Here is a 14,641-nt window from a genome sequence, read left to right on the forward strand (position 1 = left end):
TCCCGTCGGGTGCCGATCGCCGCGGCGCCGCCGAGTTGACGGTGTGCCGGGCCGGTGGTGTGCTCGCAACTCCGGTGCAGCTGCCGCTCGTTGTGGGGGAACGCCATGCGGGACGACTTCGCCAGAGGGCCGAGCTTCGCGGAGCTGCGCCCGTTCAAGGAGCCCACGGAGGGCGCGCCGGGGCACCCGGCCTTCCCCGTGCACCGGGACCTGGTGGACCTGCTGGCCGCGGACAAGGGACTGCCGGAGACCGAGGGGCCCGTCCCGCACACGATGGCGACGTGCGCCGCGTACGCGTACGCAGGTGCCGGGCGGGTCGGCGACCCGCGTACCGTCGCCATGATCATGTCCAGGCTCGGCCTGGAGGAGAACCGCTGCCGCGTCTTCGAGCAGCGGGTGGACGCCATGTACATCGCGTCGGCCGCGTATCTGATCCAGGACAAGGACCGGCGGGTGGTGATCCTCTGCTACCGCGGCACCCAGCCCGAGGACATCATCAGCATCCTCACCGACGCCGACGTGCGCCCCGAGACGCTCTCCGTCGACCTCGCGGGCGACCGCCACCAGGTCCACGCGGGCTTCTACCGCAACATGCGCGCCACCCGCCACCTGATCATGCAGGCCCTCGACCGGGCGGCGCGCGGCGAGTCCGTCGACCCGGAGGAGAAGGGCGTACGCGGCGACGGCATGGAGGCGCTGTACATCACCGGGCACAGCCTCGGCGGGGCGATGGCCGCGCTGATGGGCGTCGTCCTGGCCCACGAGCCGCGCTACCACACCATCGCCGAACGGCTGCGGGCCGTCTACACCTTCGGCCAGCCGCTGCTCGGCGGCCCCGAGTTCGCCGACGCCTGCACGCGGGCCACCGACCACCGGGGCGAGTACGTGCTGCGGGACCGGCTGCTGCGCTACATCTTCGACCGCGACGTGGTGCCCGCGCTGCCGCCGCGGCCCGTCGGACCGTACGCCCCCTTCGGCCGCGAGCTGCACTACCGCAGGCCGCGCGGGGTGGCGGAGGGGACGCTCGCCTTCGCGGCGGAGACGGCGATCGACGCGGTCTCGCTCCCCGGCGACCTGCTGCGCGGGCAGCTGCGCCGGATGGCGGGCCGCAGGGCGCGGGCCGCCGGGCGTTCACTGTCCGAGCTGGCGCGGGGGCCGCGGGCCGGCGGCTGGGCCGAGGTGAGCGACCCCGGCCTGCACTACCCGCAGATGGACAGTCTCGCGGGGCTCGCCGTGGTGGCGCCGCTGGCGTTCTTCGCGGCCCGCCTCGCGCTGACCCGGACGATCCCGTTCACGTATTCGTTCGAGGATCATGGGCCGGGGCATTACGTCAACGCGCTGACGCCACCGGGGGTGTTGAGCGAGTTCGGGGACGTGCTGTGAGGGGCGCCGCTCGGTGATGACAGTACGGCCTAGTCGATGAAGGTGCCGTCGACGTACACCCACGCCCCGTCGACGCGCTCGAACCGGCTCTTCTCGTGCAGGGAGTCCGGGCGGCCGCTGTCGGTGTAGCGGGCCCGGAAGGTGACCGTGCCGGTGCTGTGGAACGCCGTGCCCTCCGTGGTCTCCTCGATGTCCAGGCCCACCCAGCGCAGCGCCGGGTCGAACTCGACGCGCGGGGGCCTGGTGCGGGGGTGCCAGGTGCGGAGCAGGTAGCCCTCGTCCCGTACGGCGAAGGCGCTGTAGCGGGAGCGCATCAGCTCCTCGGGGGTGGCCGCGGCGGTCTCGCCGCGGTGCAGCCTGCCGCAGCACTTCTCGTACGGCAGCGGGTGCCCGCAGGGGCAGGGCGTGGCGGCGGGGCGCGGGGCGGCACGTCGGGACATGGTGCCCATTGTCGCCGACCGCCACCGGGACCGGCTCTCAGGGCGCGAGGATGTCCAGCTCCTCCAGGGCGCCGAGGGCGATCTCCCGCGTCAGGGCCTCCGCGCGGACCGCGTCGCCCTCCCTGACCGCCTCGGCGACCTGGACGTGCAGGGTGACGGCGGGCGGGTCGGGGTCCTCGAACATCACCTGGTGTGCGGTACGTCCCGTCAGGACCTCGGCGACGACGTCGCCGAGCCGGGCGAACATCTCGTTGCCGGACGCGTTGAGGATCACCCGGTGGAAGGCGACATCATGCTTGAGGTAGCCCTCCAGCTGGTGTCCGCGCGAGTGGGCGACCATCCCGAGGGCGCACTCGGTGAGCTCCGCGCACTGGGCGGCCGTGGCGTACCGCGCGGCGAGCCCCGCGGCGACCGGCTCGACCGCCGACCGCAGGACGGTCAGCGAGCGCAGCTGCCGGGGCCGGTCGGCACCGGCCAGACGCCACCGGATGACCTGCGGGTCGTAGACGTTCCACTGCTCGGTGGGCAGTACGGTCACGCCGACGCGGCGGCGGGACTCGACGAGGTGCATGGACTCCAGGACCCGGACCGCCTCCCGCATCACGGAGCGTGACACCTCGAAGCGCTGCCCCAGCTCGTCTGTGCGCAACACGCTGCCCGGCGGGTACTCGCCGGCGGTGATGGCGGGCCCGAGGCTTTCCAGTACGCGGGAGTGCAGCCCTCGGGCGTGTGCGGTCATGACGGAAGCCTACGAGGGCCGGCGCGTGAACAATAAGTCAGACTTTTATGTCACAGACTCTTGAATTCGTCTGACCTAATGAGTTTCAGTGACGTGAACAACCGACCGATGTCGATGAAGACAGCGAGGCAGTACGCGATGCAGGAACGGCGCACCCCCCACGTCGTCGTAGTCATGGGCGTGGCAGGGACCGGCAAGACCACGATCGGCCCCCTGCTCGCGGACCGGCTCGGCGTTCCCTACGCCGAGGGCGACGACTTCCACCCGGCGGAGAACATCTCGAAGATGTCCTCCGGCACGCCGCTCACCGACGACGACCGGTGGCCCTGGCTCGACGCCATCGGCGCCTGGGCGCACGGGCGGGCCGGCCTCGGCGGGGTCGTCAGCAGCTCGGCGCTGAAGCGGAGCTATCGGGACCGGCTCCGGGCGGCCGCTCCCGACGTCGTCTTCGTGCACCTCACCGGTGACCGGGCCCTCATCGAGGACCGGATGTCGCATCGGCAGGGGCACTTCATGCCTACGGCGTTGCTGGATTCGCAGTTCGCCACGTTGCAGCCTCTCGGGGCGGACGAGGCGGGTGTCGCCGTCGACGTCGCCGGAAGCCCTGAGGAGATCGCCGACCGGGCCTTCGAAGCCTTGCGAGGCCTCGACTAAGCACTTTGTCTGCGGGCCGCCCGTGGCTGGTCGCGCAGTTCCCCGCGCCCCTTACGGGGCACGTTCCCATCACGTCCAAGGAAGCCACCGTGACCCATCTCAGCGTCGAGATGTTGGCAGCGGAGTCCGTCGAGCCGATCACCTCGGCGGGCCATGCCCAGCTGGGGATCGCCGTCCTCGCGGGCATCGCCGTCATCGTCCTGCTCATCACCAAGTTCAAGCTGCACGCGTTCCTCGCGCTGACCGTCGGGTCGCTCGCGCTCGGCGCGTTCGCGGGCGCCCCGCTCGACAAGGCCATCACCAGCTTCACCGGCGGGCTCGGCTCGACCGTCGCGGGCGTCGGTGTGCTCATCGCGCTCGGCGCGATCCTCGGCAAGCTGCTCGCCGACTCCGGCGGCGCCGACCAGATCGTCGACACGATCCTCGCCAAGGCGGGCGGGCGCGCGATGCCCTGGGCGATGGTCCTCATCGCCTCGGTGATCGGTCTGCCGCTCTTCTTCGAGGTCGGCATCGTGCTGCTGATCCCGGTCGTCCTGATGGTCGCCAAGCGCGGCAACTACTCGCTGATGCGGATCGGCATCCCGGCGCTCGCCGGACTCTCCGTGATGCACGGACTCATCCCGCCGCACCCCGGCCCGCTCGTCGCGATCGACGCGGTCAAGGCCAACCTCGGCGTGACGCTCGCGCTCGGCGTCCTCGTCGCCATCCCGACGGTGATCATCGCGGGCCCGCTGTTCTCGAAGGTCGCGGCCCGCTGGGTGGACGTACCCGCCCCCGAGAAGATGATCCCGCAGCGTCCGTCGGAGGACCTGGACAAGCGTCCCGGCTTCGGCGTGACGGTGGCGACCGTGCTGCTGCCCGTCGTGCTGATGCTGGCCAAGGCGCTGGTGGACATCGTGGTCGACGACCCCGAGACCACCGTGCAGCGGGTCTTCGACGTCATCGGGTCGCCGCTGATCGCGCTGCTCGCGGCGGTCATCGTCGGCATGTTCACGCTGGGCCGGGCGGCCGGGTTCACCAAGGACCGGCTCTCCACGACCGTCGAGAAGTCGCTCGCCCCCATCGCGGGTGTGCTGATGATCGTGGGCGCGGGCGGCGGCTTCAAGCAGACGCTCATCGACGTCGGCGTGGGCCAGATGATCCTGGACTTCTCCAAGGACTGGTCGATCCCGGCGCTGCTCCTGGCCTGGCTGATCGCGGTGGCCATCCGCCTCGCGACGGGTTCCGCGACGGTCGCGACGATCTCCGCGGCGGGTCTGGTGGCGCCGCTCGCCGCCGACATGTCGACCTCGCACACGGCGCTGCTCGTGCTCGCGATCGGTGCGGGTTCGCTCTTCTTCTCGCACGTCAACGACGCGGGGTTCTGGCTGGTCAAGGAGTACTTCGGCCTGGACGTCGGCCAGACGATCAAGACGTGGTCCGTCATGGAGACGATCATCTCCGTGGTGGCGGGGGGCCTGGTGCTGCTCCTGTCGTTGATCATCTAGCGCGCCGTCTCCTGGGGCTCCGCCCCAGACCCCGCTCCTCAAACGCCGGAGGGGCTGACTCTGTCAGCCCCTCCGGCGTTTCTCACAGTTCCGTGCCCTCAGATGCTTTTTCAAGCTGGAACGCCTCGTTCCCGAGGCCGATCCGCGCATGCGCCCCCGGGTTCCGGGAGCGCAGAATCAGGCCGTAGAGCACGCCGATCACCGCCGCGGCGAAGATGATGCCGGGCAGCACCCAGCTGAGCGCGGAGCCCTCGCCCGCGCCGACGAGGACGTCGAAGTCCTTGACGGTGTAGCCGGCGATGACGAGCAGTCCGACCGTGGCGAGCGCGGACGCGGCGATGCGCCAGGCCTGGGCGCGTGCGGCGCCGCGGCGGGCGAAGAAGACGATGACGGCGACGGACGCCGTGGCCATCAGCAGGATCACGCCGAGCGCCCCGATGTTGCCGCCCCAGGTGAACAGGTGCAGTACGGGCGCCGTCGGGTCGCCCGCCTTGCCGTCGTCGGCGACGGCGAAGCCGATCACGACCACGACGGAGATCACGGTCTGGAGCAGCGAGCCGGTGCCGGGCGCGCCGGTGGCGGTGTTGGTGCGGCCGAACGCGGCGGGCAGCAGCCCCTCGCGGCCCATCGCGAACGCGTACCGCGCGACGACGTTGTGGAAGCTGAGGATCGCGGCGAACATGCCGGTCACGAAGAGGACGTGGAGCACGTCGGTGAAGGTGCCGCCGAGCCGGGACTCGGTGAGGCCGAAGAGCAGTCCGGCGCTCTGTTCCTGTGCCGCGGGGACGATGCCGGAGGGGCCGGCGGCGACGGTGAGCGCCCAGGAGCTCAGCGCGAAGAAGACGGCGACGAAGCCCACCGCGAAGAACATCACGCGGGCGACGACGACGTGCGGGCGGCTGGTCTCCTCGGCGTACACGGGGGCCTGCTCGAAGCCGGTGAAGGCCGCGATGCAGAAGCAGAGCGAGGTGGCGACGCCCGCGCCGGTGAGCGTGTCCGGGTTGAAGGCGTGCAGCGACAGGCCCTCCTTGGCCGGGTCGACGACGGCGGCGATGTCGAAGATGACGACGAGCGCCACCTCGATGAGGAGCAGGACGCCGAGCACGCGCGCGTTGAGGTCGATCTTCAGCCAGGCGAGGACGCCGACGAGAGCGACGGTGATCAGCGCGGGGATCCACCAGGCGACCTCGACGTCGAAGTACGTCTGGAGGAGCCCGGACACCTCGAAGCCGAGCAGTCCGTACAGGCCGGCCTGGAGGGCGCTGTAGGCGACGAGCGCGACCAGTGCGGCGCCCGCGCCGGCGGTGCCGCCGAGGCCGCGGGATATGTACGCGTAGAACGCGCCGGCGTTGTGGACGTGCCGGCTCATCTCGGCGTATCCGAGGCTGAAGAGGGCGAGGACGACGCCGAGGATGAGGAAGAGCAGCGGCTGTCCGACGATGCCCATCACGCCGTACGTGGTGGGCATGACGCCGGCGACGACCATCAGGGGGCCGGTCGCGGCGAGCACGGAGAGCAGCAGTCCTGCCGTGCCGAGCCGGCCCGCGCGCAGCGCCTGCTCCTGTCCCTTGTACGTGCTGATCCCGGTGTCACCCGTCGGTTCACTGGGGGATCTGGTGCCGCTCGGGCTTGAACTTCCCGTCGCCATGGCGCGGTTGTCCTTTCGGGGGTACTGATCGGGGGCGTGCTTTCAGCGGGCGTACTTCCGGAGGGTGTGCTGTCAGGCCGCGCCGAACGCGGCGGCCCGCGCGGCGGTGAACGCCGCGTACGGGTCGCGGTCCGGGTACGACCAGGGGGCCGGCGTCGCGTACCGTCCGATGCGGTGGAAGAGCGCGGCGGCTTCGGCCGCCCTGCCCTCGCAGGACTTCGCGTGGGCAAGGAAGTTGAGGTCGATGTGGTGGCGCGGGTGGCCCGGCTCGTCGGGCGTCTCCCACTCCAGCCACCAGTCGAAGGCGGCCTTCATGACGCCGCGGGCGCGCCGGCCGACCCAGTGGCCTGACGCGGCGGGGTCGGGCGGTTCCAGGCCTGCGGCGGCGAGGACGCGGTAGCGCTCGGCGTGGGCGACGACGGGCAGCACGGCCAGCGGTGAGTCGGCGGGCGCCTGTTCGGCGGCCCAGGCCGCGAAGTCGTACACCTCGTGCATCGGGTCCTGGCCCGCGCCGGGGCGCCGCTCGGCGAGCCGGGCGACCATCAGGTGGTGGGCGTGGTGGTGTTCGGGGTGGCGGTGCCGGATCTCGTCGAAGAGGCGTACGACGTCCTCCTCGTGGCCCAGTGAGCGTTCGAGGATGAGGAGCGCGAGGACGGGCGTCGGGTCGGCGGGGACGCGTGCGGCGGCGTCGCGGCAGCGGGCCCGCACCTTGTCCGAACGCTCCTTGCCGCGCAGCGCCTTGTGCACGGCGGCGAAGGCGAGGAGCACCTCGGCGTCGTGGCTCTCGGGCTCGGCGAGCTGCCAGTCGCGTGCCCACGCGGCGGTGGTCGGCTCCTGGCTGAGCACGTCGAAGCGGTGTCCCCTGCGGTCCCAGTCGTCGCCGGTGGCGGCGAGCAGCGCGCGGACCTCGGTCCAGCGGCCCTGCGCCAGTGCCGCACGGGCGGTGACGAGAGCGGCGTCGTCGAGTGCGGCGTCGAAGGCGTGCCCCGCGGTCTTCTTGCGGGAGCGGCCCAGTGGGGGTGGGGGTGGTGACACCGCGGGACGTCCTCCCCGGCGCGGCTTGCGAGCGGATGATCACGCACAGCAAAGCGGTAGGCACCGCTCCACGTCAAGGCCCGGTGGTGACCGGCTCTTCACCAACTCATTTCAAAATCCGCAGACTTCGCCCGCCACCAGTCAGTTCACCGCGCGGGCGGCGGCGCGGCCCGCCGTGCGGCCCGAGAAGAGGCAGCCGCCGAGGAAGGTGCCTTCGAGGGAGCGGTAGCCGTGCACTCCCCCGCCGCCGAATCCGGCGGCCTCCCCGGCCGCGTAGACGCCCGGCAGGGGCTCGCCGCCCTCGGTCAGGACGCGGGAGGAGAGGTCGGTCTCCAGGCCGCCGAGGGTCTTGCGGGTGAGGATGTTGAGGCGGACGGCGACGAGGGGTCCGGCCTTGGGGTCGAGGATGCGGTGCGGGGCGGCGGCGCGGATGAGGCGGTCGCCGAGGAACTTGCGGGCGCCGCGGATGGCCGTGATCTGGAGGTCCTTGGTGAAGGGGTTGGCGATCTCGCGGTCGCGGGCGGCGATGGTGCGGTGCAGGTCGTCCTCGTCGATGAGCGGCTCCTTGGTGAGCGCGTTCATGCCGCGCACGAGGGCGCCGAGGTCCTTCTCGACGACGAAGTCGACGCCGTGGTCCATGAACGCCTTGACGGGGCCCGGCACTTCGGACCGGGCCCGGTCGACGACGCCGCGCACCGACTTGCCGGTCAGGTCGGGGTTCTGCTCCGAGCCGCTAAGGGTGAACTCCTTGCCGATGACGCGCTGGTTGAGCACGAACCACGTGTAGTCGTAACCGGTCTTCATGATGTGGTCGAGGGTGCCGAGCGTGTCGAAGCCGGGGAAGAGCGGCACGGGAAGGCGCCGGCCGCGCGCGTCCAGCCACAGCGACGAGGGGCCCGGCAGGATGCGGATGCCGTGCCGCTCCCAGATGGGGTTCCAGTTCTCGATGCCCTCGGTGTAGTGCCACATGCGGTCGCGGTTGATGAGGCGCGCCCCGGCGTCCTCCGCGATGCCGAGCATCTTGCCGTCCACGTGCGCGGGGACGCCGGAGATCATCTTCTGGGGCGGGGTGCCGAGCCGCTCGGGCCAGTTGGCGCGTACGAGGTCGTGGTTGCCGCCGATGCCGCCGGAGGTGACGATCACCGCCTGGGCGCGGAGTTCGAAGCTCCCGGTCACCACCCGGCTGCTGGCCCTGCCCCGCTCGACGGCCGACGGCTCCAGGACCTCGCCGCTGACCGTGTCGACGCTGCCCGCGCTGCGCGAGAGCCCGGTGACGCGGTGCCGGCACTTGAGCTCGACGAGGCCGCGCGCCACCCCGTCGCGCACCCGCCGTACGAAGGGCGCGAGCAGTCCCGGGCCCGTGCCCCAGGTGATGTGGAAGCGCGGCACGGAATTTCCGTGGCCCTGTGCGTCGTAACCGCCGCGCTCGGCCCAGCCGACGACGGGGAAGAACCTGACGCCCTGCGCGTGCAGCCAGGGCCGCTTCTCACCGGCGGCGAAGTCGACGTACGCCTCGGCCCACTTGCGCGGCCAGTGGTCCTCCGGCCGGTCGAAGGCCGCCGTCCCCAGCCAGTCCTGGAGGGCGAGCGCGTGCGAGTCCTTGATCCGCATCCGCCGCTGCTCGGGCGAGTTCACGAAGAAGAGGCCGCCGAAGGACCAGTGCGCCTGGCCGCCGAGCGACCGCTCGGGTTCCTGGTCCAGGAGGATGACCCGGCGGCCCGCGTCGACGAGCTCCGCGGTCGCCGCCAGTCCGGCGAGCCCTGCCCCGATCACGATCACATCTGCGTCGTACGCCATAGAGGTCGTCCTCCTCGACAAGGTCCCGCGACGTTACTGGTGGGTCATGTCCCGCCCAGGTCGAATCCTCGGCAGCGGCGTGACGCCCGTCAACCGGGAGCGGACGGGAAACGCCGCTCGCTTTTAATAATGGCCAGCATTAACATGCGCTCATGGCAAGGACATCGGGCCCGGAGACCCGGGAGAAGCTCATCCGCGCCGGCGAGGAGGTCTTCGCCGCCCAGGGCGTGGACGGCGCCCAGCTGCGGGACATCGTCCGGCTCGCGGGCCAGAGCAACCCCTCCGCGGTGCAGTACCACTTCGGTTCCCGCGGCGGTCTCCTCGACGCCGTGATGGCCGCGCGCCAGCAGCGCACCGAACGGGTCCTCGCCGCCGAGCTGGAGCGCGCCGGGAGCGCCGCGGCGGACCTGCGCGGACTGCTGACCGCCCTGGTGAACACCGAGGCCGGCGAGTTGCGCACCGAGCGCGGACGGCGCTGTCTGCGCATCTCCGCCCAGCTCAGCCACGAGAGCGGGGTGCGCACCCGCACCCCGCACCCCACCATCGACGGCACCGTCTACTGGACGCTGATCGGGCGGCTGGAGGAGCACCTCGCCCCCGTCCTGCCGGAGCCGGTGCGCCTGGAGCGGATCGACCTCGCGCTCACCCTGATCGGCGCCGCCCTCGGCGACCGCGCCCGTCAGTACCTGGCCGGCACCACCCCCCTGACCGGCGAGGACGTCTTCCTCGCCGACCTCGTCGAGACCACCGCGGCGCTGCTGCGGGCGCCCCGACCCACCCTTGGAGAGAGCTCATGACCACGTACGACCTCACCGGCAGGACCGTTCTCATCACCGGCGCCGCCCGCGGGCTCGGCGCCGAGGCCGCCCGCCAGGCCGTCGCCGCCGGAGCCAACGTCGTCCTGACCGACGTGCTCGACGAGGAGGGCGAAGCCACCGCCGCCGAGCTCGGCGAGCGGGCCCGCTTCGCGCACCACGACGTGACGTCCGAGGAGGACTGGCAGCGCGTCACCGACCTCGCGGTCACCGAGTTCGGCGCGCTCCACGGCCTGGTGAACAACGCCGGCATATCCACCGGCCAGTTCCTGGAGTCCGAGTCCGTCGAGCACTTCCGCAAGGTCCTCGACATCAACCTCACCGGCGTGTTCATCGGCATGAAGACCGTCGTGCCCGCCATGAAGGAGGCCGGGGGCGGCTCCATTGTCAACATCTCCTCCGCGGCGGGCCTGATGGGCCTCGCCCTCACCGCCGGATACGGCGCGTCGAAGTGGGGCGTGCGCGGCCTCACCAAGATCGGCGCGGTGGAGCTCGGCACGGCCCGGATCCGCGTCAACTCCGTCCACCCCGGCATGACGTACACCCCGATGACCGCCCAGGTCGGCATCGAACAGGGCGAGGGCAAGTACCCCAACACCCCGATGGGCCGGGTCGGTGAGGCGCACGAGATCGCGGGCGCGATGGTCTTCCTGCTCTCCGACGCGGCGTCCTACGTGACCGGCGCCGAGCTGGCCGTCGACGGCGGCTGGACGGCCGGCCCCACCGTGAAGTACGTCATGGGGCAGTGAATACGCCGCCCGGTCTCCGGAACGGTGTGGGGTTGGATGGTGCCATGACGGAGAACAGCGCACCCGTGCCCGACCCCCGCGAAGAGATGATCACTATCGTCGACGAGAACGACGACGTGGTCGGTGCGGCCCCGCGCGGTGAGGCGTACGCGCGCGGCCTGCGCCACCGTTGCGCCTTCATCCTGGCGCGGGACGCGGAGGGCCACGTCTTCGTGCACCGCCGCACCCCCACCAAACTGGTCTTCCCCTCGCTGTACGACATGTTCGTGGGCGGCGTGGTCGGGGCGGGCGAGTCGTGCGACGACGCGGCGCTGCGCGAGGCGGAGGAGGAGCTCGGCGTCCAGGGGCTCCCGCGCCCCGCCCCGCTGTTCAAGTTCCTGTACGACGACGGCACCGGGAAGTCCTGGTGGTCGTACGTCTATGAAGTCCGCTGCGACCTGCCGGTGGACCCCCAGGCCGAAGAGGTCGCCTGGCACGCCTTCATCGCCGAGGACGAGCTGGAGCGGCGGCTCGACGCATGGGAGTGGGTGCCGGACGGGCTCGCCGCCTACCACCGCCTGCGGGCCTTTCGCGCGAGCTGATCACCGCGGCTTAGGGTGCGGCCGTGAGCAACTTCGTACAGAATCTGCGCCTGTGGTTCGCCCCGGAGCGCATCCGCGAGGAGGGCGACACCCCCGACTACCGCTTCTCGCTCGCCAACGAACGCACCTTCCTGGCCTGGCTGCGCACCGCGCTCGCGCTCATCGGGGGCGGCTTCGCCGTCGACCAGTTCCTGCCGGACCTACGGTGGGGCTGGCGGATCGGACTCGCGCTCGCGCTGCTCGCCGCGGGTGTCCTGTGCTCACTGCGCGCGGTGAACCACTGGGTGCGCTGCGAACGCGCCATGCGGCGCGGCGAGGACCTGCCGACCGGCCGCTTCCCGACCGTGCTGAGCCTGGCGGTCGCGGTGGTCGCGCTCGCCATGGTGGTGGTCGTCCTCTTCGGGTGGGAGGGGTGACGGCGCCCGGTGACGCTCAGCTCCGTGACCCCGGCCTGCAGCCGGAGCGCACCCGGCTCGCCTGGCGGCGCACCACCCTGTCGTGCACCGTCGCCGCGGTGCTCGCCGCCCGCGCGGTGCTGCACGAGGGGACCACGGCGGTGGGCGTGCTGGCCTGCGCGGTCTGTCTGCTGCTCTGGCTCGGTTTCCTCGTCGTGGCGCACCGCAGGATGGTCGCCCTGGCGTCGCACCAGCCACGGACGCTGGCGTTCCGGTCGGCGTGGGCGGCGGCCCTGTGCACGTTCGCGCTCGCGGTGTGCGCGGCGCTGATGCTCGTCTGAGGATCAGCCGAAGAGGGCCCTCAGTCCTCCCCGTCCACCGTCACCACGATCTTGCCGCGGGTGCGCCCCTCGGCGCTGCGCCGGTGCGCGTCGGCCGCCCGTTCCAGCGGGAACGTCTCGTCCACGTGGACGGTCACGACGTCCTGTTCCGCGAGCTCGGACAGGCGCTGGAGGTCGGCGGCGACGGGCCGTACGAAGCAGTAGTGGCCGCCCAGGCCGATCACCTCGCCGTCCGCGATGGACGCCAGCCGGCCGCCGGGCGCGAGGAGTTCCGCGGACGCCCTGAGCGTGTCGCCGCCGATCGTGTCGAAGGCCGCGTCGACCCCCTCCTCGGCGAGCGCGCGGACCCGTTCGACGAGCCCTTCCCCGTACGTGACCGGCTCGGCGCCGAGCTCCCGCAGGTAGTCGTGGTTGCGCTCGCTCGCGGTGCCGATGACGCGGGCGCCCGCGTGCCGGGCGAGCTGCACCGCGATCGAGCCGACGCCGCCGGCCGCCGCGTGCACGAGGACCACGTCCCCCTCGGTCACCGCCAGCGCCTGGTCGATGACCTGGTAGGCGGTGAGGCCCGCCAGCGGCAGGCCCGCGGCCTCCTCGAAGGTGAGATTGCGCGGCTTGCGGGCGAGGGTGCGGACGGGGGCCGCGACGTACTCGGCGAAGGTGCCGCGGGAGAGGAAGTCCTCGCGCACATAGCCGATGACCTCGTCGCCGACGGCGAACTCCGGTGCGGAGGCGCCGGGTTGGACGACGACACCGGAGACGTCCCAGCCCGGGATCACGGGGAAGACCGGTTCCAGGAGGCCGTCGAGGTGGCCCTCGCGGCACTTCCAGTCGACGGGGTTCACGGCGGCGGCACGCACCTTCACCAGGACGGAGTCGGGGCCGACCTTGGGGTCGCGCACCTCTCCGTACTCGAGGACTTCGGGCCCGCCGTAGCTGCGGTAGCTGATCGCCTTCATGGGGTCGCCTTTAGGGGTCGCCTTCGCGGAGGTCAGGGAAACATCGACAAGCCTGGCATAACGGCATTAATGGGGCATCAGAGGCTAGCCTGAGAGGGTCAACAGAGGGCGATCCCTCCCCCGGAAGTCACAGAAGGTGCGCGTCATGACCACGCTCCACCACGAACACCCCGTGCACGACCACATCCACGGTCCGGCCTGCGGCCACCCCGAGGTGCCGCACGGCGACCACGTCGACTACGCGCACGACGGCCATCTGCACCGGCGGCACACCGACCACTACGACGAGTGCGAGCCGGTGGGCCACGTGGCCCACCAGGGGCATGAGCACCGGCACGGGGACGGCTGCGGGCATGACTCCGTCCTGCACGGGGACCACGTGGACTATCTCCATGACGGTCATCGGCATGCCGAGCACGAGGGACACTGGGACGATCACTGAGTAGTCCGCCGGGGCCTGCGGGGCGCCTGCGGGCCGCAGGGGGCTGGTCGCGCAGTTCCCCGCGCCACTTATGGGGCGCGGTGACCTCTGGACGGCATACCGACTGGTCGGCATCATGGGGTGGCACGCCACCGCCACGCCGATCAGGAGCGAAGCATGAGCTCAGTCCATCCGCCGGGCCTCGACCTCGACCAGTTGCGCGGACACCTCGACCGCGAGCGGCCCGGCCTGGTCGGCGGGCCGCTCACCGCGCGGCTGATCGAGGGCGGCCGCTCCAACCTCACCTACGCCGTCACCGACGGCGCCTCCCGCTGGGTGGTCCGCCGGCCTCCGCTGGGCCACGTCCTCGCCACCGCGCACGACATGAAGCGCGAGTTCCGGGTGATCGAGGCGCTGCACCCCACGGATGTGCCGGTGCCCGCCCCCGTGCTGCTCTGCGAGGACGACACCGTCATCGGGTCGTCCTTCTACGTGATGGAGTTCGTCGACGGGACGCCGTACCGCACCGCAGAGGAGCTCGCGCCGCTCGGGCCCGAGCGCACCCGCGACGCGGTGCTCGGCCTCGTCGACACCCTCGTCGACCTGCACGCCGTGGACCCGGCGGCGGTCGGGCTCGCTGACTTCGGGCGGCCCGAAGGGTTCCTGGACCGGCAGCTGCGCCGCTGGGGCAAGCAGCTCGACGCCTCCCGCAACCGCGAGCTCGCCGGCATCGACGAGCTGCACGCCGCGCTCGGCCGCTCGCTGCCCGACTCCCCCGCGCCGGCCGTCATCCACGGCGACTACCGCCTGGACAACGTCCTGATCGGCGACGACGACCGGATCAGGGCCATCCTCGACTGGGAGATGTCGACGCTCGGGGACCCGCTCACCGACCTGGGCCTGCTCGCGATGTACAGCGCGAGACTGGAGGTGCCCGACTCCCCCGTCAGCACCACGGCGGGCGCGCCGGGCCACCCCGACCCGGCCGAGCTGATCGAGCGGTACGCCGCGCGCTCGGGGCGCGACGTGTCGGCCGTCTCCTGGTACACGGCGTTCGCGTGGTTCAAGCTCGCCGTGATCCTGGAGGGCATCCACTACCGCTACACGCTGGGCCAGACGGTCGGTGCGGGCTTCGACCGGATCGGCGAGCTGGTGCCCGTGTTCATCGAGCACGGCCTGACCACCCTCCAGGAAGGCTGA

Annotated in this window: 16 protein-coding genes; 10 read left to right on the top strand and 6 right to left on the bottom strand. The window is 71.8% G+C overall.

Features of this window, described 5'->3' with window-relative positions; translation table 11 throughout:
• Positions 1 to 105: 105 nt before the first annotated feature.
• Positions 106 to 1,383 carry a lipase family protein gene (locus ACI2L3_RS24445; RefSeq protein WP_404754515.1) on the top strand — a complete coding sequence of 426 codons (1,278 nt, stop codon included), beginning with the start codon at positions 106 to 108 and terminating at the stop codon, positions 1,381 to 1,383.
• 29 nt (positions 1,384 to 1,412) lie between these two features.
• Here the strand turns inward: ACI2L3_RS24445 and ACI2L3_RS24450 are convergent, their stop codons facing one another.
• Positions 1,413 to 1,832, bottom strand: a complete 420-nt coding sequence (locus ACI2L3_RS24450; protein WP_404754516.1) for a YchJ family protein — start codon at positions 1,830 to 1,832, stop codon at positions 1,413 to 1,415.
• A 28-nt stretch (positions 1,833 to 1,860) separates the two neighbouring features.
• Positions 1,861 to 2,562 (bottom strand): FadR/GntR family transcriptional regulator, encoded by a 702-nt coding sequence (locus tag ACI2L3_RS24455; RefSeq protein ID WP_404754517.1) that lies wholly within the window; start codon positions 2,560 to 2,562, stop codon positions 1,861 to 1,863.
• Between the two features lie 138 nt (positions 2,563 to 2,700).
• Here ACI2L3_RS24455 and ACI2L3_RS24460 point away from each other — a divergent pair, with 138 nt between their 5' ends.
• On the top strand, positions 2,701 to 3,216 hold the full coding sequence (locus ACI2L3_RS24460; protein WP_404754661.1) for a gluconokinase: 516 nt from the start codon (positions 2,701 to 2,703) through the stop codon (positions 3,214 to 3,216).
• A gap of 89 nt (positions 3,217 to 3,305) precedes the next feature.
• A complete protein-coding gene (locus tag ACI2L3_RS24465; RefSeq protein WP_404754518.1) occupies positions 3,306 to 4,703 on the top strand; it encodes a GntP family permease in 1,398 nt (465 codons plus the stop codon).
• Positions 4,704 to 4,785: 82 nt separating this feature from the next.
• Here ACI2L3_RS24465 and ACI2L3_RS24470 read toward each other — a convergent pair whose 3' ends face one another.
• From ACI2L3_RS24470 to ACI2L3_RS24480, 3 genes are all read right to left on the bottom strand, one after another.
• Positions 4,786 to 6,351, bottom strand: a complete 1,566-nt coding sequence (locus tag ACI2L3_RS24470) for an APC family permease (protein ID WP_404754519.1) — start codon at positions 6,349 to 6,351, stop codon at positions 4,786 to 4,788.
• A 72-nt stretch (positions 6,352 to 6,423) separates the two neighbouring features.
• A complete protein-coding gene (locus ACI2L3_RS24475) occupies positions 6,424 to 7,386 on the bottom strand; it encodes a hypothetical protein (RefSeq protein ID WP_404754520.1) in 963 nt (320 codons plus the stop codon).
• 141 nt (positions 7,387 to 7,527) lie between these two features.
• Positions 7,528 to 9,183, bottom strand: a complete 1,656-nt coding sequence (locus tag ACI2L3_RS24480) for an FAD-binding dehydrogenase (protein ID WP_404754521.1) — start codon at positions 9,181 to 9,183, stop codon at positions 7,528 to 7,530.
• Positions 9,184 to 9,335: 152 nt separating this feature from the next.
• On the opposite strand from ACI2L3_RS24480, the gene ACI2L3_RS24485 reads away from it, so the two are divergent.
• From ACI2L3_RS24485 to ACI2L3_RS24505, 5 genes are read left to right on the top strand one after another with little or no spacing between them, the layout of a single operon-like run.
• Positions 9,336 to 9,980 (top strand): TetR/AcrR family transcriptional regulator, encoded by a 645-nt coding sequence (locus tag ACI2L3_RS24485; protein ID WP_404754522.1) that lies wholly within the window; start codon positions 9,336 to 9,338, stop codon positions 9,978 to 9,980.
• A complete protein-coding gene (locus ACI2L3_RS24490; protein WP_404754523.1) occupies positions 9,977 to 10,747 on the top strand; it encodes a glucose 1-dehydrogenase in 771 nt (256 codons plus the stop codon). Before ACI2L3_RS24485 ends, ACI2L3_RS24490 begins: the two co-directional genes overlap by 4 nt.
• Before the next feature lie 44 nt (positions 10,748 to 10,791).
• Positions 10,792 to 11,328 (top strand): NUDIX hydrolase, encoded by a 537-nt coding sequence (locus ACI2L3_RS24495; RefSeq protein ID WP_404754524.1) that lies wholly within the window; start codon positions 10,792 to 10,794, stop codon positions 11,326 to 11,328.
• Positions 11,329 to 11,351: 23 nt separating this feature from the next.
• Complete coding sequence (locus tag ACI2L3_RS24500; RefSeq protein ID WP_404754525.1) at positions 11,352 to 11,744, top strand: YidH family protein; 393 nt, start codon at positions 11,352 to 11,354, stop codon at positions 11,742 to 11,744.
• A complete protein-coding gene (locus ACI2L3_RS24505) occupies positions 11,741 to 12,064 on the top strand; it encodes a DUF202 domain-containing protein (protein ID WP_404754526.1) in 324 nt (107 codons plus the stop codon). The genes ACI2L3_RS24500 and ACI2L3_RS24505 overlap by 4 nt, the downstream gene beginning before the upstream one ends.
• A gap of 20 nt (positions 12,065 to 12,084) precedes the next feature.
• Here the strand turns inward: ACI2L3_RS24505 and ACI2L3_RS24510 are convergent, their stop codons facing one another.
• On the bottom strand, positions 12,085 to 13,020 hold the full coding sequence (locus ACI2L3_RS24510; protein ID WP_404754527.1) for an NADP-dependent oxidoreductase: 936 nt from the start codon (positions 13,018 to 13,020) through the stop codon (positions 12,085 to 12,087).
• 145 nt (positions 13,021 to 13,165) lie between these two features.
• On the opposite strand from ACI2L3_RS24510, the gene ACI2L3_RS24515 reads away from it, so the two are divergent.
• Entirely contained in the window at positions 13,166 to 13,462 is a 297-nt protein-coding gene (locus tag ACI2L3_RS24515; protein ID WP_404754528.1) for a hypothetical protein, read from the top strand.
• Positions 13,463 to 13,618: 156 nt separating this feature from the next.
• Positions 13,619 to 14,641, top strand: a complete 1,023-nt coding sequence (locus ACI2L3_RS24520; protein ID WP_404754529.1) for a phosphotransferase family protein — start codon at positions 13,619 to 13,621, stop codon at positions 14,639 to 14,641.

The sequence above is a fragment of the Streptomyces sp. NPDC029674 genome (genome assembly GCF_044903205.1).
Taxonomy (GTDB): domain Bacteria; phylum Actinomycetota; class Actinomycetes; order Streptomycetales; family Streptomycetaceae; genus Streptomyces.